We start from the raw sequence: 22,671 nt of genomic DNA on the forward strand, positions 1-22,671 counted from the left end.
ATTGCGCGAGGATCGAAAAAATCCAAGCCAACACTTGCGTTTTACTGTCTGCTGCGCGATATAGGGGGCGAGAGGCTGGCTGCGGACGGACCGCTCGCCAACCCGGTCAGGACCGGAAGGTAGCAGCCGTAACGAGTTTTTCCGGGTCGCGGTTCAGTCTCTCACCCTTTTATCTCTCCCCTTTGAATGTCGCCGATCCTCCATGCAACTGACCCTGTCAGGCATGATGTGGTTTTGTGTGGGAAATTTCCCACTTGGCCTTTCCCATGCGGGACTGAAACTGCTAAAACCAATCCAGTTTACAATATGTCGGACCGGATGAATGACGGATCAGATCGAGACCGCCAGCCAAGATACGCCCGAAGGTGAAGCCCCTGCGCCAGACGCAGCGACATCGCCTAGTGATGCCGCACCGGCAGCCAGTGCAACCAAGGCCGTGGCCCCGAAAAGCGAATATCAGGTTCTGGCGCTTAAATACCGCCCGAAAACCTTTGATGAGCTGATCGGTCATGGCCCGATGGTCAAGACGCTTTCAAACGCCCTTGAAAGCGGTCGTCTTGCCCATGCATTTGTTCTGACCGGGGTGCGCGGGATTGGTAAAACCACCACCGCACGTATCATTGCGCGCGCGCTGAACTGCATTGGACCGGATGGCAACGGTGGCCCGACCATCGAACCATGCGGTGTCTGCGAACATTGCCGCGCAATTGCCGAAGACCGCCATGTCGATGTTTTGGAAATGGATGCGGCATCACGTACCGGTGTTGATGACATTCGCGAACTGATCGAAGGTGTGCGATATCGCCCGACCTCGGCACGTTACAAGATATACATCATCGATGAAGTGCACATGCTGTCGAAAAGTGCGTTCAACGCGCTTCTCAAAACGCTCGAAGAGCCGCCAGAGCATGTGAAATTCATCTTTGCCACCACCGAAATTCGCAAAATTCCGATCACCGTCCTGTCACGTTGTCAGCGGTTTGATCTGCGCCGCGTTCAAATCGATGAACTAAGCGCGCATTACACCCGCATTGCCGGACTGGAACATGCCGACATCGAAGAAGAAGCCGTCGCCCTGATTGCACGTGCGGCAGATGGTTCTGTCCGTGATGGCATGAGCCTTCTTGATCAAGCAATTTCACACGGGGCAGGCAAAGTCACCACCCAGCAAGTGCGTGATATGCTGGGTCTTTCAGACCGGTCACGTATTTTCGATCTGTTTGATTTCACCATGAAGGGTGAAATCAACGAAGCACTTGAACTGTTAAGCGCGCAATACGCCCTTGGCGGTGACCCGGCAGTGATGTTGCAAGACATGCTGGACCTGACCCATTGGTTGACCCGTGTAAAACTGTCGCCCGATGCGGCCAATGATCCCGGCGTATCCCAGATCGAGCGCGAACGCGGTAAGGAAATTGCCGCCAAACTTGCCATGCCGCAATTGACCCGCGCGTGGCAGATGCTGCTTAAGGGGCTTGAAGAAACACGGATTGCGCCATCCCCCATTCAGGCGGCTGAAATGATCCTGATCCGGCTGGCCTATGCTGCGGAAATGCCATCGCCCGGTGATCTGATCAAAAAACTTCGCAGCGACATGGCCAATACCGGTGCGAACGCACCACAAGGTGGTGGCAATGGTGGCGGCGGTAACGGCGGTGGTCCCGGTCCGCGTATGCAGGTTGTTAATGGCGGCGGCGGCAGTGCCGCTGCGGTGGCGCAAAGTCGCCCCGACCCGCTTGGCGCCCCTGAACAGGTTGAACAGCCGGTTTACGCCAAAATGCCCGAAAGCTTTGTCGAGGTCGCCGACCTTCTGGCAAAGGACCGCGAAACAACCGGCATCGCCATGCAGGTCAAAAACTATATGCATCTGGTGAAGTTTGAGCCGGGCCGGATCGAATTTCGCCCGGCACGCGGTGCGCGTTCAGACCTGTCGACGCAACTGATCAAGGCGATGAATAGCCTTACGGGGCAACGGTGGCTTGTCAGTGTTTCGGAACGCGAAGAAGGTGCACCGACCTTAAAGGAACAGGAACTCGAAGCCCTTGAGCAGCGCAAGGCAGATGCCTCGCACGACCCGCTGGTCAAGGCGATCATTGAAGGTTTACCCAAAGCCAAAATCGTTGCCGTCCACCTACCACCCGGCCAAGAAGAAACCGCCGGTGAAGAGGACGAAAGCGGTTCAGTATATGACGATGCGTTTTATCTCGAAGGAGACGACGAGCTATGAAGAATCTTGCAGGGATGCTCAAACAGGCCCAGCAAATGCAGTCCAAAATGCAGGACATGCAAGAAGGTCTGGTTGAACTTGAGATCGAAGGCCAGTCCGGTGCGGGCATGGTCAAGGTAATGCTTAATGGCAAAGGCGAAATGCGTGGCCTTTCGCTTGATAAAAGCATTGTCGACCCGAACGATACCGAGGTTCTCGAAGACCTGATTGTGGCTGCCTATAACGACGCCAAGGTCAAAGTCGAAGCTGCGGTTCAGGAAAAGATGAAAGACGTCACCGGCGGCATGAACCTGCCCGAAGGTTTCAAGCTTCCATTCTGATCTGACGTTGGATCATTTAAGAATTTCGCGCATTCATCGCGCAAAATGAAGGGTGGCATTGCGCCGCCCTTTGTTTTTGATACAAGCTAAAGCATGTTGCATTAAGAACGGGGTCACGATGACCGGACGGGAAATCGAAAATCTGATTAAACTTCTGTCGCGTCTACCGGGTCTTGGCCCGCGATCCGCACGCCGGGCTGTGTTGCAGATGCTTAAAAAACCCGAAATGCTGATGCTCCCGCTTGCCGATTCCCTGCGTGCGACGGCGGATGCCATGACCACCTGCAGCAATTGCGGCAATATCGATGTCACCGATCCCTGTCACATCTGTGCCGACTATAACCGGGGCCCCGACATCATTTGTGTTGTCGAGGAAGTCCAAGACCTTTGGGCGCTGGAACGCGGTGCATCTTTCAAGGGGCAATACCATGTCCTTGGCGGCACGTTATCGCCACTTGATGGGGTTGGCCCGGATGACCTGAAGATTGATCAATTGATCAACCGGGCGCGCGCAGATGAAGTAACCGAAGTCATCCTTGCCACCAATGCCACGGTTGATGGCCAAACCACCGCACATTACATCACCGAACGCCTGATCGAAACCGGGGTCAAAGTCACCCGTCTTGCCCATGGCGTTCCGGTTGGAGGCGAGCTTGACTATCTTGATGATGGCACGCTGGCCGCAGCCCTTCGGTCGCGTAGCGTGGTTTAACAGCCACCACACCGTTGTGTATTCCAATAAAAAAGGCAGCACCCCATGCTGCCTTTCGAATACTATTTGGGTTGAGGCGTGATTATTCAAACCACAGATCCATCAAAATCCTTATAAAATCAGGATTTAGACCCTGAAGTTTTTTCAGCTGCTAAACGAGTTGCCAATTCATATCCATAGGCACCCGCACCGGCCATCACCGCATCAGCCACCGGGCTGATCCAGCTTTTATGACGGAATTCTTCGCGCGCATGCGGGTTGGAAATATGCAGCTCGATGATATAGCCATCGAAGGTTTTTAGCGCATCGTGAATGGCCGCCGACGTATGGGTATAAGCCCCGGCATTGATAATGATTGCAGCTGATTTTTCACGGGCTTCGTGAATCAGATCAATGATCGCACCTTCGTGGTTCGACTGACCGAACCGCACAGTGACATTCAAATCCTTGGCCAGGGCCGCACATTTTGTTTCGATGGTTTGCAGCGTGTCATAGCCATAAATCTCTGGCTGGCGTTGCCCAAGCAGATTCAGGTTCGGTCCATTGATGACAAGAATTTCCGGCACGCTCATGTGTATTCCCCTGAATCCAATTTTTATTTCGCAACGTCGCTGCGACGGTTCATCCGTGTCTGGGACGCCAGCCTGATTGGCGCATTGGCCGCCCCGAAACCACGATACGCCCGACGCTCCACCAGTTCAAAGAAGAAACGGTTGGCAAAGGTCTTGGTATAGGCCTGATAATATTCACCTTCGTCGTCGCGGTCATACAGAATATTACCCGCACGCAGCCGGTCAAGCAATTGTGGCTCAAGCCCGAAACGGGCTTCGATGTCGTCATAATAATTTTCAGGGATCGGTAAAATTTCAACACCGTTCTTCTGACAAAAAGCAACGGTTTCGAAAATATCGTCGCTTGAAAATGCCAGATGCTGAACCCCACTCCCAAAGAACTCGTTTAAGAACTGGGAATGCTGAGTATTGGGGCTTTGCGACCCGTTCAGGATCAAGCGCAACGCATCGCTTTGCACCACCTGACTTTGCACAAGCCCGCCGGGATCAGGAATATCAAGAGTTGGCATTTTCCCCAGATCAAAGATCGAAGTGAAATACAGAACCCAGGCCAACATTTCCTCATATTGCATCGAATAGGAAACATGGTCGACAGCGCGCAGTTTTGCTTTTGCACTGTCTGTCGTCGCTGGTTGGGCAGAATCAAATTCGACATCCCAGATACGCGAAAGTTCGCTATGGTCATCAAGGAAATAGACCAGACTGCCGCCAACACCGCGGATGGCTGGCATTTCAATTTCGCCCTCGCCAACCGCCTGACTAAACGGTGCCGCCAGCAAGGATTGCGCCCGATCAAGGGTTGCCTTGGCATCATCAACCTTAAGCCCGACCGCACAAACCGACGGGCCATGCACGATGTTATAGGAATGCGCGAACCCGTCCTTGTCGCAGTTGATCACAAGGTTGATGTCGCCCTGCTTCCACCAACTCACGGCCTTTGACTTGTGGCTGCCGCGTTTTTCAAAGCCCAGCCCGGCCAACAGGGTTGCCAGCTTTTCTGCGGTGTCTTCCTCAACCGCGAACTCGACAAAGGCAACTTCCTTGGCATGCGCTTTGGGCGGCAGGATGGCGGCCTTTTCACCGACCTTAACGCCTTCAATCCCATCGCCAAGATAAATCAACGACCGCAAGCCATCCTTCGCAACATTCTTGGTCGAGCTTGACCGGAACTGATCGTTGAAGATTTCAAGGGATAGCGGCCCGTCATAGCCGGTCATGGCAAGATTGCGCATGAAGTCACCCAGCGGGAAATCGCCCTGCCCCGGGAAACACCGGAAATGGCGGCTCCACGATAGCGGATCCATTTCAAGGGTCGGCGCATCGGCGACCTGAACCAGGAAAATCTTATCCCCGGGGATCGATGAAATTGCATCAAGCGGCACCTTGCGCGCGATGATGTGGAAAGTATCAAGAACCAGACCGACATTGGGATGATTGGCCCGGCGCACAACTTCCCAGCTGTCGCGATAATCACTGATATGCTTGCCCCATGACAGGGCTTCGAACGCGATGCGAAGTTCACGCTTGGCAGCCCGGTCGCCAAGTTCGGCCAGATCCTTTGCCGCACGATCAAGTCCGCCCAGTGATTGGGGCGATACGTTCGAACAGACCATCAAAAGGTCAGTCCCAAGTTCTTCCATCAAGTCAAACTTGCGCTCGGCCCGCTCAAACGCACGGGTGCGCTGGGGTTCGGGCATGCCTTCAAAATCGCGGAACGGCTGAAACGTCACCAGCTTGAGGCCAAGATCGCGAATGGTCTTGCCAACATCGGCGGGCGATCCATCAAAGGACAGAAGATCGTTTTCAAAAATCTCGACACCATCAAAACCGGCTGCGGCAATGGCATCGAGTTTTTCCTGAAGATCACCAGACAACGAAACTGTTGCGATCGAGGTCAGCATATTATCCCTCCGGAATGCAGGTGTGAGCACCGGGTCATTCACCGCAGGGATTTGGAGTTAAGCCATGACGCGCCGGGATGGCGCATGGCCAATTCAATCCTGCGGACGACGCCGATAGGTTTCAATATGGTCGGTCAGTTTTGCAATCGCGCCATCAAGGTCACGCGCCAGCGCGAGGTCATAAATCGCGCGATGCTCGTCGATAATGTCATGGGCGCGAAAGCCGTGCGTCTTAAGCTCGATCACCACATAACGACGGAACTGATCGAAAATTTCGCGGTGCAGCCGCATGTGCAGATCCGATCCGCACGCCGATATCAACGCCTGATGAAACTCGCGGTCATACTGGCTCCAGCGGACCGTAAGTTCACGGCTTTCTTCGGAAAGCATCTGCTTTTCAACAGCCGAGAGCTTGTGATGGGCACCGGCAACGCGGGCTTCCCACTCGACATCTCCTTGTTTGATTGAGGCGGCCAGACCTTCGCATTCAAGTAGCAGCCGCATCGACGTCAACTCCTTGAAATTGGACGGCGATGTTTCGACAACACGAAACCCCTTCTGGCCTTCGACAAAGACAAATCCCGATGCGACAAGGCGATTTAGCACTTCGCGCAGCGTATTGACCCCGGCGTTATAACGTTCGCGCAGGGCATCAAGCTTAAGCTTCACGCCGGGCTGTAACTCGCCATACAGAATATCATCGCGAATTTCGTTATAGACCGTTTCGGCCACTGTGCTGCTGCTCATCGTGCTCCCCTAACCCGTCAATGCCTCGGGATAGGCATTGAAATAATCGTGTCTTGCAGCATCGGCATCAATTTCTGCCCCACTGAAAACTTCGAATGCTTCAATACCCTGAAAGAAGAAGAGTTCAAAGCCGGTCATGACTTCAATCCCCGATTTCGTCGCTGTGCGCAGGAACGCCGTTTCGACCGGGGTATAAACCGCATCGAACGCCCATTTCTGACCACCCAGCAAGTCAACGTCAAACGGACAGCCCGGATACTGGTTCATACCGATCGGCGTACAATTGATCAGGCCATCGGCACTGCGCACCGCATCTGACAGGTTTTCTGCCCCGACAAATTCGGCCTGCGCATCCGCCGCTGTTAACGTCGCAACCAGTTCTTCGCCACGCGCGATGTCCTTGTCATGGACCAGGATTTTATCCGCCCCCAACCCACGCAGACCAAACGCCGTTGCAAGGCCAACACCACCCGCACCAAGCTGTAAAACCGTTCCCGGCTTTGCATCCCCGAACTGCTTTTTGTAGCCGCGCATAAAGCCAACAAAATCGGTGTTGTCCCCGCGCCAGCCATCTTCGCGAAACACAACCGTATTCACCGCAGCAAGGGCTGCTGGCAGACGTTTACGCGGTGTGATCAGTTTGCGCGCACTGGTTTTATATGGATGGGTGACATTGACCCCCGCATAACCTTTTTCCGAACAGGTGGTCAGCTGTTTGATCAGATCGAAATCCTCAATCTGATCGCTGTCGAGATAGTCGTAACTAACATCCATCCCGCACATACGGCCGAGCAACACGTGCAGTCTGGCCGACTGGCTGCGTGAAATGCCTTTACCGATAAGACCGAGTTTCAACATGGGACGGTATCCTAAAATCCAAACAGTTCCGGCAAGAAGGTGACAATGCCCGGAACAAATGTGATGACCAGCAACACAAACAATTCAACAAGGAAGAATGGCATGATCGCCTTGATCATTCTGGCCATGCCAACACCGGCAATCGCATCGGCAACAAACAGGCACAAGCCCATCGGTGGTGTGATCAGGCCAATCATCAGATTGAAAATAACAATGATGCCAAAGTGGGTCGGGTCGATACCAAGGCTCAGCGCAATCGGATGCAGGATCGGCACCAGCACCAACATCGCGGCAATACCCTCAAGAGCAAGACCAACCACCAGTAACATCAGGTTAATCAGGATCAGGAACATGGCCGGGCTGTCGACATAGCCCAGAACAAACTGGCTGACCGCCTGAGGAATACCGGCAAACGTCATGAACCAGTTGGCCGCAGCCACCGTCCCCATAATGATCAGGATGCTTGAAGAATCACGCATCGCACCGGAAAATATCCCCGGAAGGTCGCCCGGTTTGAGTTCGCGAAACACAAACAACCCGACAACGAGCGCATAAAACACCGCAAAGCTTGCCGCCTCGGTCGGTGTGACAATCCCTGCAAGGATCGATCCGATGACAAAGATCGGCATAAACAGCGGGATCACACCGTTCCAAAGCGCACTCAGCTTTTCACGGAAATTCATCCGTTCACGCGGGGTGGCATAGTTCTTTACAAAGAACCGGACATAAATCGACAGCGCCATCGCCAGCAACAAGCCCGGAACAATCCCTGCCAAGAACAGGGCCGGTACCGACACATTGCTTGTGATCAGCGCATAGATGATCACGGGAATACTTGGCGGAATGATCGGACCAATCACCGATGATGCTGCCGTAAGCGCGGCAGCGAAATCACGCGGATAGCCTTCCTTTTCCATCGACGGGATAAAAATACGGCCAATGGCCGAGGTGTCCGCCACCGCCGAGCCGGACAGTCCGGCAAAGATCACCGATGACCAGATATTGACCTGCGCCAGTCCGGCCTTGGCATGACCGACCAACGCATTGGCCAGATTGATCACACGCGATGTAATGCCGCTGGCATTCATCAATTCACCGGCCAGCACGAATAGCGGGATCGCCAAAATGGTAAAACTATCCATGCCAGCGAAAATGCGTTGGGGCAGCAAATCGATGCTAAAGGTGCCAGACCCGATATAGGCGGCAATGCCAAGTGCAATCGCAAATGCGACCGGTGCGCCAATCGCCAGTAAAACAAGCAGGGTAACGCCGGTAATCATGCTTCACCCCCGGTCGACACGGCTTTAAAGAACGAAATAATGCGTAAAATAGCTGCGATCACCAGACAGATACCGCCAACGGTAATCGCGACCTGCGCCCAATACATTTGAATGCCAATACCAGATGCGACAATGCCACCACGTTTTCCGGCAAAAATCAGCCCGGCATAGGCAAGGATGCCGCCCAGCACCAATGTAGCGACATCAACCAGCAGACTGAGCTTGCGCCGGAACTTCTCGGGAACGGTATCAATGACAATGCTGAAAGTAATCTGTTTGCCCTGCAAATAGGCGTAGGCAACGCCAAACATGCAGCCATAGATCATCGCATATTTTGCGATCTCCTCGCTCCATTGCAGGGGGGCGGAAAACAGGTAACGGCTCACACTGCCAGCAAAAACAACACCAAAGACAACGAGGATACTGATCCCCGAAAGTCCGGCGAGCAAACGCATAAACGCAATTTCGACGCGTTGCATGGGGGTCCCCCGGATCATCGCGGACAACGGAATGCTTTTAGAAAAAGCATGGCGGCGGGAGAAAAGGACGGACCAGGCTCAAAGGAGAAACACCCGGTCCGCCAAAACCGATTACATCGAGGCTTCTGCCTTGGTAACAGCGGCCTGCAGCTTTTCAATCCACTGCGAATCTATCTGACCCGAAAGCCATTCGATCACAGCCGGCTGTGCTGCATCACGGAACGCTTTGAGCTGCTCAGCGGTCGGTGTGGTCACTTCCATGCCTTCCTCTGCCAGTTTGGCAACGCCTTCTGCCGAATTGAACTGCTGAATTGCACGGCCAACGTTTGATGCAACACCCGCAGCACGACGCAGAAGCGCCTGATCTGCTTCGGACAGATCCTGATAGATCGCTTCGTTTACGACAATAAAGTCGGTGCCATAAACGTGACGATCAAGTGTGAGGTACTTCTGCATTTCGTAGAATTTGTTGGCATAGATCACGCTGATCGGATTTTCCTGACCATCAACCGTACCGGTGGTAAGGGCGGTCGGAACTTCCGGCCACGGGATCGGGGTTGGCTCACCACCAAGTGCCTTGACCATCTCAACAAACAGCGGGACGGTCATGACACGAATTTTCAGACCTTCCATATCCTTTGGCTCGGCAATGGCACGTTTGGAGTTGGTAAAGTTACGGAAACCAGTTTCACCATAAGCCAAGGTGCGCAGGCCAGTTTTCTCCAGACAATGTGCGGCAAGTTCCTTGCCGAAATCACCATCCAGTACGCTCCATGCCACATTGGCATTCGGGAAAATATACGGCACATCAAGGACGGCTGCCTCTGGGCAAACCTTTGAAAACGGACCCGAAACCATCGACATGGCCAGCGTGCCGTCCTGTGTATTTTGCAAAAGGTCCGTTTCACCGCCAAGCGAACCGGCGGGGAACAGGGCGACCTCAATACGGCCACCGGATTCTGCTTCGACAATGTTTTTAAATACCTGCGACGCGGCACCTTTTTTCGAGGTGGTCCACTCTGCCGGATCAACGTGGGCAAAGTTCAGCGTTACGTCAGCAGCATGCGCTGAAAACCCAAATGACGCAGCAGCCATAGAAACGGCACCCAAAAGGGCACCCTTGGAAATCATCTTCATTACGTCCTCCCGATTAAACAAAATTCCGTAGACCTTGGTTGCTTCAAACAATCTTGTTATTTTGCGGCCTCTTTTCGGAATTAGGATAATTTAAAAAATATAGGAGATTTTGTCAAACATTCTATATTTTTACCAAAAACAGCCACTTACCCCGTCAAACGACACAGAACCGATGATCAAAACCCTCATCAAGGTTGCCGGTTAGAGATTGGAATTTAAGGATGGAAATGCGAATCGGCTCGGCAAATGCAACAGGATCATTTCGACAATCACGCCAATAACATGCCTCTCGAAAACTGCTTGCTGTAAATTCCTGTATTTGTGCTAGTTTAACTGTGAAATTGATCCGATGAACTCTGATATAAAACCATTTCCAAAGTGAATTCTGTGAACACTCTCACCGGCCCCACATCACCCCAGCTTGCAAAAATTGCCTCTCGTATTCTGGCGGGTAGCTTCCTGTTTGAGGATCTTGATCCTGAACTGCTTGAACAGCTGTCTGCTCAGGCCACTGTGCGCCGTCTTGAAGACGGTCAGTTGCTGTTTGAAAAGGGGGCTGCGGCAGACGGTCTTTATGCTGTCGAAGCCGGCAAGGTTCGCATTTCATCGGTGTCGGAAACCGGCAAGGAAATCGTTTTGAACGTGCTTGCCCCGGGGGCGGTATTTGGCGAAATCGCCCTTTTGGATGGTGAACCGCGCACAGCAACAGCCCGTGCGGTTGGCCCGACGCGCTTCCTGTTTATTTCACGCGATGACTTCTTTGAAATATTTGACCGTGAAGCACCCTTGCGCCGCCATATCACAGCCCTTTTATGTCGCCGCCTGCGTTGGGTCAGTGATTTACTCGAAGATGCCAACTTCCTTGATCTTATGGCCCGCCTGATCAAACGCATCCTGTGGCTTGCCGAACGTCATGGCGGCCCGGACCCCGAAGGCATTCGTATTGCCCTTCCGCTGTCACAGCAGGAGCTTGGCCTGATGCTTGGTGTGACGCGCGAAGCGGTGAACAAGAAACTGCGTGAACTTGAAAAGCGCGACATGATCACGCGCCGTGACGGACGTCTGGTGATCAAGGATGCCGACGGGCTCAAACAGCTTCTTGCTGATGCAATCAAGAACTGACCCCACAATCTCACTGTTTGACCGGCTTGTCGCACGCGAAGAAAAGCGCGGACTGATCCTTGTTGCGTTTTTGCGCATCTGCATGCTGGCCTTCATCCTGCTTTTGTTCAGCAAACCGGATTCTCCAACCGGCACGCTTTATACCCTGCTTGAGGTTCTCGGCTGGTTCATTCCCGGTGTTTTCATTCAATTGCTGGTCGCAGCACGCGGCGGCAAATGGGTATGGCTGCTGTATCTTTTGGCTGTCATTGATGCCGGACTGATTGTTTATATATCGGTGGTGCCCGATCCCCTTAATCCGCTCACCAACCATCCCGCGTGGCTGTATGGCTTTGTTGTGCGTGACCGTGGTGTTGTCTTTTCAATGATCATGATGGCGCTTGTCATCATGACATTTTCGCCGCGCCTGATCCTGTGGTTCGGGTTTTGGCTGTTGATGGCGTGGGTTACGGCCATCGTCTGGCTGATGCATCGCCCTGGCGTCATTATTTCCCAGCATTTTGGTGACGACTGGAACCCAACAAAACAGGAACTGATCGACACTTACAATCTGCCGGAATTTGTCGATATCTCTGCCTTGGCCGAACAAGTGGTCATTGTTGTCGTGTTTACGTTGGCCTGTGCGGTAATGGTTTCGCGCTTACGCGTGTTGATCAACCAGTTTGCCGCTGCCGAACGCGCACATGGCAATCTGGCGCGCTACTTCCCCGTCGCCCTTGCCGACCGTCTTGCCGATCGCGATGAACCCATACGGGTTGGCGAACGCCGTGAATGCGTCATCATGTTTGCCGATATTATCGGGTTTTCCGGCTTTGCCGAAAAACGCGATCCGCAAGACGTCATGAAATTCCTCAACCAGTTTCACCAGATCGCCACCACACAGATCGGTGCCTATGGCGGGATTGTCGAAAAATATATCGGTGATGCGGTGATGGCCAGCTTTGCCGCCTTTGATGACCTCCCTTCCCCCGCATCAAATGCCCTGTGCGCAAGTCAGGCCATCGTGTCGCAGGTTTCTGAATGGCAAGCCCGCGAACCCGCAGATGACGGCTTACCGCTCCGGATTGGTGTCGGGCTTAATTTTGGCCCCGCCGTTGTGGGGGATATCGGACAGCGCGAAGCGGTAACCCCTGCTGTAATCGGGGCAACTGTCAATCTTGCCGCCCGGCTTGAACGTGCGACCCGCAAGCTTGAGACCGACACCGTGATGAGTGAAAATTTCGCCAACCAGATACGCAACGAAAGTTCCGTTTCAGGATCTGTTTTATTGCGTCATTATCAACAGCATGAATCCATTCGGGTAAAAGGATTTAGTGACCCAATACCTGTTCTGTTTCACCGTGATCTTGAAAACTAGCTAAATTCCATAGCCGTTATTGCAATAAAGCCTTGAAATCGGGCAATACAGCCCCAAAATGCGTTTTATCTCATGCACATGTGCTGACAACTGATCAGCAGGAGGAAGTGATGGCCACACCCACAGAAACGACTCCCCCGGCACCTCAAGCGGTACCGTCTTCTGTAAGGTTAACAACCCTGTTTGGTGAACGCGAATTTGAATGGGACAAAGCCATTTATTTCCCTGCGGGACTAAAAGGCTTTCCTGACCATAATGTCTTTGCCTTGGCAAACTTCCCCGGAGACGGCGCAAGCAGTTTTCTCCTGATGCAATGCCTGACCGAACCGGAACTGGCCTTTATCGTTGCCCCCTACAATATGGACAGCGATACAATTAACCCGGAACACCTTGAACAGGCCTTCACCATCCATGGCATCAAAAAGAATGACGGCGCTGTGCTTTTGATTGTCACTCTGCACAAGCCCGAAGATAACGGCGATGTGTCCATGTCAGTCAATCTGCGCGCACCAATTATCATTGATACGGAACGTCAGTCCGCCTACCAACACCACCTGCCCGAAGCCGGACATTATGACTTCCATCACGTTGTAAAATAGACACCGTAAATCGGCTTAACGCTTGTTCTGCTCTGGCTCAATCTAAGAGCCCAGCATCATTGTGCCTTTTTGCTCGAACCTTGCAATACCCCAGCGCCACCAACCAGCTGAGAACAAATTTAGGTTGGTCTATTCCCTTCCTTGATCCTGCCATGTTTTCGCGTGAAAGTGGCATGAATGAAACCACATTAACCGGACAAGGGATCGGGAATGTCTGTAACACTGCGAAACCGTTTTGCACTGGCCGCACTTTTGGGTACGGCTGTTTTTTTTGGTCCGGATATCGAGGCCGCACGCGCGCAAGAAGCATCTGAAAACCGCACCAAGCTCAATACATCAATTCCCGTTTCGGCCAGCAACCGGACAAAATTGCAGCTCAGCGTCTATCCCGGCAATCTGGCGATGGTTGCCGAACAGCGCACCGCCGACATCCCCGAAGGCCAAAGTTTCCTTCAGATTGACGGTCTTGCACCCACGGTGATGGATGACTCGTTTCTGATCGGCACTCCCAACAACAGCGATCTCGTCTGGACGTCGATTCGCAATTCGATGAATGGTGCTGATACCATCACCGCCCTTCTGCGCAATCAGATCGGCAAGGAGGTCATCATTCGTCGCGATGATGACCTAATTGAAGGCAAACTGCTGTCCCTGTCAGGACTGGCGCTGGTGCAAACCGATGCCGGAATTGAACAGGTGCCGATCCATCAGATCATCATCAGCAAGCTGCCCGATGGCTTTTCCCCCGATCCATCAATTGAGGCTGAAATTGCCACCACATCGGCCCTTGATCATCTTTCGATGGCCTATCTTCTGGGTGGGATTGGCTGGAATACATCCTATGTCGGGCACTATGACAGTGAGGCCAACAACCTGACACTATCGGCCATTGCACGGGTAACCAATCAATCCGGGGTGGCGTTCGATGATGCGCAATTGCGTCTGGTGGCCGGTGATCCCAACCGCGTCAGCCAGGCACCAATGCCGGTTGCCAAGGCAGCCCGCAATGAAATGATGATGTCGGCCATGGCCGATTCAACTGGTGCCGCACCAGACCGCGAAAGTTTTGAAAACCTGCATGTCTATGGCCCGTTTGACGGACTTTCGATGCAAGATGGTGATACCGTGATCTTGCCGTTGATTGATAAACAATCCCTGCCGGTCACCCGTCGCGCCATTTTCAATGGCTCAAGCAATGCTTATAATATGGGCCAAAATGGCGAACCGGACTTTGTCCGCCCTGATCTTGAAATCAAGATCACCAACAAAGGCGGGGCGGATAATCAAAGTCCGTGGCCAGATGGCGTTGTGCGTATTTTTGCCAACAGCACATCGGGCGACACCCGCTTTGTCGGTGAAGATAACCTGTCGCTGACCCCGGTTGAACGCGAAGCCACCCTACGTCTTGGTAAGGCCAGTGATGTTTCGGGTACACGTCATGTGACATCCTTTACCCGTAAGGCACGCCCAAACATGCCCGACGCAGTCACGGCTGATTTGGAATGGAAAATCAGCAACACCAGTTCGCGTGCAGAAACGATCACAATTTACGAAAACATGCCAAGTGACTGGGTCGTTAATGCCGAAAACCACAAGCATGTCCTTGTGCAGCCCGGCCTGATCCGTTGGGACATCGACGTCCCGGCCAATCAGGAAGTCACCGTCAGCTGGTCGGTCAGCAGCATCAATTAAGCCATCAAGGCGCAACCTGACATACAAGGTTGCGCCTTGATCTTATTGAAGGGCCCCGCTTGCCGTCACAACGGTGCGTCTTGGCCCTGTGGTCGTTTGCTGTTGTAAAACGCCTTTGCCAATGGCAACAGCAACGCTGCATCGGGAACCTGACCGGTGTCATCACACAATTCGGCATAGATACAAATCAATTTGGTCAGCAAGACAAAAGCTTCCTGATCATTCATCCCGGCAAACCGGCCGAGGATACGGATCGCCTCACCTGCCGCATCGCGTGCCAAATCCAGTTGACCCGCACCGCGCATGGCCAAAACCAGTGCCGCCAGTGAATAGCCAAGATCCAGTCGTTCCAGATCATCCTTGCGTCCGACACAGCCATTCAACCGATCCCGACGCAGTGCAACCGCCTGAGACGCCGCATCAATTGCCCATTCCCATTGCCCAGCATCTAGCTCAAGAGCCGCGCGGTTGTTCAGGCTAAGTGATAATCCGGCAATCGCCGCATCGCGCGCCTTGGGTAAATGGCTGGCAAAAAGCTGATCGGCCTTATCAAACAGGCTCAGGGCATAATCTCGTTTGCTGTGATGCTGACTGGTCGCCATCTCCAGATATAGCCGTGCCAAGGTCAGGGAACCGGGTTCTGTCGCCTCAATGAAGGACAAACGCAACGCATATTCGTCTGATTTGTCCTGCATGTTTTTCCCGCCACCCCGTGTTTGCTGTCTTATTTTCGCGCCCCACCGCCCAATACCGGTGTTACACGCAAAGACGTTTCGGCAAGGTGCCTTGTGAAGGAGGGTAAATCAGCGATAAGCTGTTTGCGGACCATGAACGGCCTGATACATAATCTATTTTTACATTTGCCCCACAGTCGGAAAACAGCCCCGCATGAACATGTCGAGTGAAACCCTGCGTGCCCTTTACGGCACTTGGCGCATTGCCCGTGGCGATGCCAACGGGCTGACATTTTTTGATTTTTCCCTAAACGGATTTTGGCGATCCTTTTTGGCAGCCATCATCGTATTCCCGGCTTTTGCCTTTTTACGCTGGCATGATTTGCTTGAGGCACCGGAAGATTTCCCGGTCGGACGCTATATGACCGTCGAAGTTGTTGCCTATGTCATTAAATGGCTGGCATTTCCGGTCTTGATGTACCAAGTGATGCCAATCTTGGGGCGCACCGAACGATATATCGGCTTTATCACGGTCTATAACTGGTCAAGCGTCCTGCAAATGGCGGTGTATCTTGTCGCACTGTTGCTGGGCGTTTTGTTCCCGATGCTGGGACCAGGCGGATTTGTCATGGTCGCGGTCATCGCGATGCTGGTCTACGGCGTTTATATCGCGCGTTTGACCCTGTCTGTTCCGATCCCGACGGCCAGTGCGATTGTCATGGCCGATTTCCTGTTATCCATGGTGATCACATCCATCGGTATCCGACTGGCACTTGGACAGTTATTCTAAAAACATAAGCCGCAAAAAATCATCCTCATCAGGGAGAAACACACATGAAACCGGTTCTTGCCGTCACCCGTCGACTGCCCGACGCTGTCGCGAAACGCGCTGCGGAACACTATGACATCCGAACGCAGGAAGATGACGATCCGCTGTCGCGCAATGAAATTCTGACCCTATGCCATGGTGCGGATGCCGCCCTTGTATCGGTTGGTGATCCGATTGATGCGGCGTTTTTTGACGCCTTGCCAGACAGTGTCAAAATCATCGCCACCTTCTCGGTCGGGACCGATCATATTGACCTCTCAGCAGCCCGCGAAAAGGGCGTGATTATTGGCAACACGCCGGGCGTCCTGACCGATGCCACCGCCGATATTGCATGGCTACTGATTCTCGGTGCCGCACGCCGCGCCAGCGAAGGCGAAGCCGAAGTCCGCAATGACACATGGTCAAGCTGGCGTCCGACCCATTTGATGGGCACACAGGTCACCGGCAAGAAACTGGGCATCATCGGCATGGGCCGCATCGGACAGGCGGTTGCCAAGCGCGCCCGCGGTTTTGATATGGAAATCCATTATTTCAACCGGAGCCAACTGCCCAAAGATCAGGAAAATGGTGCAACCTATCACAGCAGCATGGATGACCTGCTGCCCCATTGTGATTTCCTGTCACTGCATTGCCCGTCGACCCCGGAAACCAAGGGTATGGTCAATACCGACTTCATTTCCAAACTGCCCGACGGAGCAATCATTGTGAACACCGCACGCGGCGATGTGGTCAATGACGGCGATCTGATCGCGGCCCTTAAATCCGGCAAGCTGACAGCGGCGGGGCTGGATGTGTTTGCCGGTGAGCCGAACATCGAACCGGCCTATCGCGATCTTTCCAACACGTTCCTTTTACCGCATCTGGGATCAGCAACGGTTGAAACCCGCAATGCGATGGGCTTTCGCGCCCTTGATAACATTGACGCCTTTGTCGCAGGCAAGGACGTACCGTTCACGGTTTAACACTGCGCATAAACCGCTAAAACATCATGAAAAAGGCGCCGAAATCCGGCGCCTTTTTCATTGATCGGAGAAGCATCGATACGGCACTTGTCCGTGGCCTGACGCAGTCATCAACAGATCAGAGATCACTTTCTTCGCCCGCGGGCAGGATACAGGCGATTTCACGACCATCGCGGCTGATCTTGACCCGACCACCATGGATTTCGACCACCGCGCGCACCATCGCCATGCCAAGGGCCCGGCGGGCAGACGGGCTTTCGCCGTCGCGCAACCCTTCAAACAACATCGGCTGCGGAGCTTCATCCGAAAGCGATATTGAAATTTCGATATCCTCACCGCGTCGACGCGCCATGACGGAAACTTCACTGCCTTCCGGGGCGGAGCGCAGGACATTGGTTACAAGGATGAACAGGGCCTGTTTCAACCGGCGCTCATCGGCCACCATCCAACCAATATTGCGCGAACAATACAGCCTAAGCGACACATTCAATTCGGCCAACCGCGCACGGGTCAGGGCTTCAAGCGAACGTAGCAAACGCCGGGGATCGACCGTATCAAGCTCAAGAGCAACCTGCCCCGATCCAAGGGTCGCCAGATCGCGCATATCATCGACGAGGGCCAGCATGCTTTGGGCTTCGGACCGGATGGTTTCAACCGACCGGGCGACATTGCCGTTTAGATGCGGGATCAAACGATCCGACTCGCCATTAATATGATCAAGTGGCTTGGTCAGTTCGCGCGATACGGTGGAAATGAAGTCTGATTTCATCTGATCGGCGGTGCGCAGCGCCTCGTTGCGTTCGCGCAGCGCACGTTCCACCCGGATGGTATCGGTAACATCAATATAGGACATCATCACCGCCCCATCGGGCAACGGCACAATGGCAAAATCAACAATAGAGTTATCAGACCGCTCAAGCCGCCCATTCATCGGTTCGTGGTTGGTGATGCGGGCCACCATCCGACTTTTGAACTTGTCCCAGTCATCGCGTTCACGCCAGTATTCACGCGACTTTTCAACCACCTCGGCCAAATGCGGTGCCGCATCAAGAAACGCCGGATCAAGTCCCCAAAGATCGGCAAAACCATGATTGTGCAGCCGTAAACGACCATCCCCACTGATCACACCAACCGCTTCATGCAGGCTTTCAAGCGTTTCACGCTGAACCGCAATCAGGGTGTTATAGCTGCTTTCCAGCACCAGTTTGTCAGTGACATCTTCATAAACAAACATCAGCCCGCCAAACGGATGGGGTGATGTAAACCGGCGCAGCGTCATGCCATTTGGCAAATGCATCAGGTCTTCTTCTGATTTCAGAAGATCGGTAAACCGTTGATTTTCAGTATTGCGGAACTGATTGAAATCGGTGACTTCGGGCAATTTACGTTCATCGCGCAAGCGCCGCAAAACATCATCATGGGTCGGTTCTGACCACAGCCATTCGTCATCAAGATCCCAAAGCTTGGTAAAAGCGGTGTTAAAGAAAATAAGCCCCTTGTCCCCGCCGTAAACCGCAATTGCCGTTCCAAGGTTTTCGAGAACTTCGGCATGTGCGCGAATATGACGCGACAGATCGGACTGCAATTCTTCAACCGAGGTGCAATCAATCGCAAACCCGATCAGTTCATCCGATGCATCTGGGTTTTGTGACAGCATTTCAGTAATGCGCAGCAATTTGCGATCACCGCGAATAACCACGTGATAATCACGTGTCAGATCCTCGCCATTGCGCTGCACCGATGCGGCAAGCGAACGCCCGTGATCGGGAATGATGCCTGCACCAATTTCCGCCTGATTTTCAAGCACGTCCTCGATGCTGGACCGCTCAACCGCATCGGCATAAGCCGCATTGCAATCAATCAGGCGCAATTCACTGTCACGCCGCCAGACCGGGAACGGCAAGCTATCAAGTAACAACCGAAGTCCGGAAACCTCATATTTAAGAACCTGAAAATCACCAAACTGGTTTTCGCGTTCACGGGTATGGCGGGTTTCATCACGGAACCACAATCCGTGTGCCAACACATCGGCCGACCGGTCTTTGCGCGCCGACATCCCCGTCACATGGTATTTGCGCTCATCAAGGGTGTTCACCCACTGTTCAAACCGTTCATGCCCGGTTTTAAGGCCGCGCACCCGTTCCTTAAGGAGCTTGGCATCCTCATCGCGTAATTGATCAAGCAAATCGGGAAAACGCCCATCCGCGCCAAGGCTAAAGGCCCGCTTTAACCCCGGGCTTGCACCCTCAGCAAATCCTGTGTGGCTCCAGTAATAAACCGGATCCGGACCGGCAAATAAAAGCTGGGTGAAAAGTTCTGTTTCACCGGCCAGTTCATGTTCGTGATCTTCGACTTCTTCAAGATGGCGGCGCATGCGCAGTGACAGTCGCCAGCCAACCCAGGCTGCAATCGCCGCCCCGATAAATGCGGCTAATCCAACCACCAGCCAGTCGCGGTCGCTTAACCCCGCAAGGCTGCCAAAAATCGTCGCACCAATACCGGCATTGCCATCCGGTTCCGATACAATCGCCGGGGCATTATCAAGTCGAAATTTATCCTGCGCATGAAGTTGCGTCGAAACAACAAGCATGGTCAGCGCACCGCACGCCCACTGCCAGACTGCCGACAGCCGAAATCCGGGATATTTGCGCGAAAATACCTTCACCTGTTCCTTTCGCCGAACTTGATCAGAAGCTTGATCGGATGCCTGCCGTGTCACGTGTTGTTAACCGTTTGTGTTTATGAGCTATTATTATGGTGAAAACGGGGTGCTTTTACCACCGTTTCGCATCATTGCAGCAACAGCCTTGGCTGGAGCCGCATTTCACGGGGTCATCCCATGGAAAAACCGCGATGACATGGCGTATGAATCGGGCTATGTCTGCGGTGTCGTCGTTAACAACAGATACAGCGTACCCGTCCCGAATATGAGTCTAAAACCGCAGCTAGATCTTTTTGCGAAGCACGCGGAGGCAAAGCCTGCCGCGTCACAGAAGGAATCCGCCGCGCTCAAGGCTTCCAAGGATGCCGGACCGGAAATTCGCGACCTGTTTGACACCAATTTCAATGCCGCAGATATCGCCGAATGGGAACTGCTGTTTCGCGATGCACCGCAGTATAATTACCATTTCAAACGATCCCAGATCGCCTCGGCCTTTGACCGTCCGCTACACAAAAAGCTGATTGCATCGCACGCCTTTGAACGGCTGCGCGAAATCTCGTTTTTGGGGGCCATTGATTATCTGTTCCACCCCAATGGACGACCGGCCAATATCCGCCATTCGCGCTATGATCACACCATTGGTGTAGCCCTGCTGTCGCAGCAATATTGCCGCTTGATGGATTTGTCGGAGGCTGACCGTGACCTTCTCGGTGCGGCCGCCCTGTTACATGATATTGGCCATGGTCCGTTTTCCCATACGCTGGAACCGGAATTTGCCCGGCGGTTTAACCGTAATCACCATCAACTGACCAATCAGATCATCACCGGCGAGGTCCAGCTTGATCTTTCGGTCAATCATCTGCTGGTCAAACATGGCGTTGACCCGGACGAGGTGATCGCGCTTCTGTCGAAAAAATCGACCCACCCGCATGCCAGCCTTTTGTCGGGGCCGGTCAATATCGACACGCTGGAAGGCATCAGTCGGACCAAGACTTACGTCCACCCGAACTATGTCCATTGTCATCCAAGATTGCTGCTTGAAGCCGCCGTCAAACTGGATGGCGAATCACTCAAACGGCTTGATAAGTTCTGGCAGCTTAAAGAAGACATCTATCGCAATTTCATTTTTGGCCCTATGTGCTTTGCCACCGACCATTTATGCCGCGAATTTGTCGTCAATAATGCCCCGGACTTTGCCGCCGATGACTTCCTGTTGACCGAAAAGGCGTTCTTGCAACGCCACCCGACCTTTAAAAAATTCCTGTTCAGTCTGAAAAACCGGATTGAGCTCGACGGGGTTGTTGATGCGGTTGATCAGAACAAATTCAGTGCCGCCGCCGCCATTCTTGAAGACAACAAAACCAAGGTGCCCAAGCGCGAATTTCACATCAACGCCGATGTCGATGTGAAATGCTTCGCCGACCTGTCAAAACGCTATTACGAAGAAAAAAATTCGTTCCTGCGCCGTGTCGGCAGCCTGACCGACCCGGCTCAACAGGCTGCTGCGGCCAGCCTGTTTGATTAGGATCATCCAGGCCAATGACCTCACCTAATCGCGCTGTAAAGATGCAAGAAATGTGTGGTGGGCTGTTTCCAAATGCCGTTCAAGTGCAGCCGTCGCAGCACCTTGATCCTGTCTGAGGATCGCATCGATAATCTCAAGATGCTCTTCCACCGCAAATCCATTGCGCCCGACTTGGTTCTTCTTCGACCAGCGATAGTGAAAATGGAAAATCACCGATATCGAATCCTGAAAGCCATCAATAAACCGGTTTCCGGCGGCAGCATTCAAGGTCCGGTGAAAACGGGTATCAAGCTCTGAAAACTCCGTAAACCGCGTATCGATTTCGCTGCGTAATTGAATGTGCTCCTGACGTAGGCGCAACAGCTTTCCCCAGAATGGTTCATCTTCGGGAATGTCAAAAATCGCACGGATCGCACGGCATTCAAACATCCGGCGGACTTCATGAAGTTCCAGCGCATATTGCTCGGTGAAGCCTTCAAGGATCCAGCTGCGCTGTGGCTCCTTGCGGATAAAACCAACCCGGCTCAATCCGATCAGAAATTCACGGATGGCAGTATTTGAAACGCCGAACCGCCGGGCCAAAGCCGCCTCGCTCAGGCGGCTCCCCGGGGCTGGTTGCGCGTCTTTCAGCCACATCATGAAATCAGTCTCAAGCCGCTCTTCAAGGCTTCTGATTTCTGAAATCGAAAAGTAATCGGACTTCTGAGGTTGGCGTAATAATACAATCGGAAAACTGTTTGATGAAATCAGGTTAATCTCAATGGCGCGCTCCAAAACGCGACGCGCCAAAGTCCGGCTCACAACCAGCAATCGCGCCAAACCCGATATCGTATCAGGAGAATTCCCGATCGATACACTGTCGAGCCATGTGTTGAAGCTGGTCTTGAATTTTCGGTCTGAACGGGCCACGGCGACAACTGTCTTTTAAAGTGTTTTTTAAGCATTAAAGACAGTTGAGATGAATGGCAACTGTTCCCTAAGATGAAACCGAAAATAGAACAAAAAAAAGAGTTCAA

General features: G+C 53.2%; 20 protein-coding genes and 1 other RNA gene. 11 read left to right on the forward strand and 10 right to left on the reverse strand.

Going from position 1 to position 22,671, the window contains the following annotated elements:
- The first annotated feature begins 70 nt into the window (after positions 1-70).
- The 4 genes from ffs (at position 71) to recR (ending at position 3,259) form a co-directional block, all read left to right on the forward strand.
- An RNA gene (gene ffs / locus K355_RS25450) (signal recognition particle sRNA small type) lies at positions 71-165 on the forward strand.
- A 157-nt stretch (positions 166-322) separates the two neighbouring features.
- A complete protein-coding gene (locus K355_RS0119660; protein WP_022733875.1) occupies positions 323-2,227 on the forward strand; it encodes a DNA polymerase III subunit gamma/tau in 1,905 nt (634 codons plus the stop codon).
- Positions 2,224-2,547 (forward strand): YbaB/EbfC family nucleoid-associated protein, encoded by a 324-nt coding sequence (locus K355_RS0119665; RefSeq protein WP_022733876.1) that lies wholly within the window; start codon positions 2,224-2,226, stop codon positions 2,545-2,547. The genes K355_RS0119660 and K355_RS0119665 overlap by 4 nt, the downstream gene beginning before the upstream one ends.
- A gap of 118 nt (positions 2,548-2,665) precedes the next feature.
- Entirely contained in the window at positions 2,666-3,259 is a 594-nt protein-coding gene (recR, locus tag K355_RS0119670) for a recombination mediator RecR (RefSeq protein ID WP_022733877.1), read from the forward strand.
- Positions 3,260-3,378: 119 nt separating this feature from the next.
- On the opposite strand, the gene aroQ is transcribed toward recR, so the two are convergent.
- The 7 genes from aroQ to K355_RS0119705 form a co-directional block, all read right to left on the reverse strand.
- Positions 3,379-3,831 (reverse strand): type II 3-dehydroquinate dehydratase, encoded by a 453-nt coding sequence (gene aroQ, locus K355_RS0119675; protein WP_022733878.1) that lies wholly within the window; start codon positions 3,829-3,831, stop codon positions 3,379-3,381.
- Positions 3,832-3,854: 23 nt separating this feature from the next.
- Positions 3,855-5,732: a bifunctional sugar phosphate isomerase/epimerase/4-hydroxyphenylpyruvate dioxygenase family protein gene (locus K355_RS0119680; protein WP_022733879.1), complete on the reverse strand. Its 1,878-nt coding sequence runs from the start codon at positions 5,730-5,732 to the stop codon at positions 3,855-3,857.
- A 93-nt stretch (positions 5,733-5,825) separates the two neighbouring features.
- Positions 5,826-6,479, reverse strand: a complete 654-nt coding sequence (locus tag K355_RS0119685) for a GntR family transcriptional regulator (protein WP_022733880.1) — start codon at positions 6,477-6,479, stop codon at positions 5,826-5,828.
- Positions 6,480-6,488: 9 nt separating this feature from the next.
- Complete coding sequence (locus tag K355_RS0119690) at positions 6,489-7,337, reverse strand: shikimate dehydrogenase family protein (protein ID WP_022733881.1); 849 nt, start codon at positions 7,335-7,337, stop codon at positions 6,489-6,491.
- Between the two features lie 11 nt (positions 7,338-7,348).
- Positions 7,349-8,617, reverse strand: coding sequence for a TRAP transporter large permease (locus tag K355_RS0119695; RefSeq protein WP_022733882.1), 1,269 nt, complete (start codon positions 8,615-8,617; stop codon positions 7,349-7,351).
- Positions 8,614-9,096 (reverse strand): TRAP transporter small permease, encoded by a 483-nt coding sequence (locus K355_RS0119700; RefSeq protein ID WP_022733883.1) that lies wholly within the window; start codon positions 9,094-9,096, stop codon positions 8,614-8,616. The genes K355_RS0119695 and K355_RS0119700 overlap by 4 nt, the downstream gene beginning before the upstream one ends.
- A 111-nt stretch (positions 9,097-9,207) precedes the next feature.
- Positions 9,208-10,233, reverse strand: coding sequence for a DctP family TRAP transporter solute-binding subunit (locus K355_RS0119705; RefSeq protein WP_022733884.1), 1,026 nt, complete (start codon positions 10,231-10,233; stop codon positions 9,208-9,210).
- 387 nt (positions 10,234-10,620) lie between these two features.
- On the opposite strand from K355_RS0119705, the gene K355_RS24525 reads away from it, so the two are divergent.
- The 4 genes from K355_RS24525 (at position 10,621) to K355_RS0119730 (ending at position 15,003) form a co-directional block, all read left to right on the forward strand.
- Positions 10,621-11,355, forward strand: a complete 735-nt coding sequence (locus K355_RS24525; protein WP_022733886.1) for a Crp/Fnr family transcriptional regulator — start codon at positions 10,621-10,623, stop codon at positions 11,353-11,355.
- Positions 11,339-12,712 (forward strand): adenylate/guanylate cyclase domain-containing protein, encoded by a 1,374-nt coding sequence (locus tag K355_RS0119720; protein WP_022733887.1) that lies wholly within the window; start codon positions 11,339-11,341, stop codon positions 12,710-12,712. Before K355_RS24525 ends, K355_RS0119720 begins: the two co-directional genes overlap by 17 nt.
- A 32-nt stretch (positions 12,713-12,744) precedes the next feature.
- Positions 12,745-13,311, forward strand: a complete 567-nt coding sequence (gene fliW / locus K355_RS0119725; protein ID WP_147250387.1) for a flagellar assembly protein FliW — start codon at positions 12,745-12,747, stop codon at positions 13,309-13,311.
- Between the two features lie 210 nt (positions 13,312-13,521).
- Positions 13,522-15,003: a DUF4139 domain-containing protein gene (locus tag K355_RS0119730; RefSeq protein ID WP_022733889.1), complete on the forward strand. Its 1,482-nt coding sequence runs from the start codon at positions 13,522-13,524 to the stop codon at positions 15,001-15,003.
- A 65-nt stretch (positions 15,004-15,068) separates the two neighbouring features.
- Here the strand turns inward: K355_RS0119730 and K355_RS0119735 are convergent, their stop codons facing one another.
- On the reverse strand, positions 15,069-15,698 hold the full coding sequence (locus K355_RS0119735; RefSeq protein ID WP_022733890.1) for a hypothetical protein: 630 nt from the start codon (positions 15,696-15,698) through the stop codon (positions 15,069-15,071).
- Positions 15,699-15,891: 193 nt separating this feature from the next.
- On the opposite strand from K355_RS0119735, the gene K355_RS0119740 reads away from it, so the two are divergent.
- Both K355_RS0119740 and K355_RS0119745 read left to right on the forward strand, forming a co-directional pair.
- Positions 15,892-16,467, forward strand: coding sequence for a hypothetical protein (locus K355_RS0119740; protein ID WP_022733891.1), 576 nt, complete (start codon positions 15,892-15,894; stop codon positions 16,465-16,467).
- A 44-nt stretch (positions 16,468-16,511) separates the two neighbouring features.
- On the forward strand, positions 16,512-17,468 hold the full coding sequence (locus K355_RS0119745; protein WP_022733892.1) for a 2-hydroxyacid dehydrogenase: 957 nt from the start codon (positions 16,512-16,514) through the stop codon (positions 17,466-17,468).
- 118 nt (positions 17,469-17,586) lie between these two features.
- On the opposite strand, the gene K355_RS0119750 is transcribed toward K355_RS0119745, so the two are convergent.
- Positions 17,587-20,133, reverse strand: coding sequence for a sensor histidine kinase (locus K355_RS0119750; RefSeq protein ID WP_022733893.1), 2,547 nt, complete (start codon positions 20,131-20,133; stop codon positions 17,587-17,589).
- 76 nt (positions 20,134-20,209) lie between these two features.
- Here K355_RS0119750 and K355_RS0119755 point away from each other — a divergent pair, with 76 nt between their 5' ends.
- Positions 20,210-21,655, forward strand: a complete 1,446-nt coding sequence (locus K355_RS0119755) for an HD domain-containing protein (RefSeq protein ID WP_245562982.1) — start codon at positions 20,210-20,212, stop codon at positions 21,653-21,655.
- A 24-nt stretch (positions 21,656-21,679) separates the two neighbouring features.
- On the opposite strand, the gene K355_RS0119760 is transcribed toward K355_RS0119755, so the two are convergent.
- Positions 21,680-22,564: a GntR family transcriptional regulator gene (locus K355_RS0119760; protein WP_022733895.1), complete on the reverse strand. Its 885-nt coding sequence runs from the start codon at positions 22,562-22,564 to the stop codon at positions 21,680-21,682.
- Positions 22,565-22,671: the final 107 nt, after the last annotated feature.

This window comes from Thalassospira lucentensis MCCC 1A00383 = DSM 14000 (assembly GCF_000421265.1).
Taxonomy (GTDB): domain Bacteria; phylum Pseudomonadota; class Alphaproteobacteria; order Rhodospirillales; family Thalassospiraceae; genus Thalassospira; species Thalassospira lucentensis.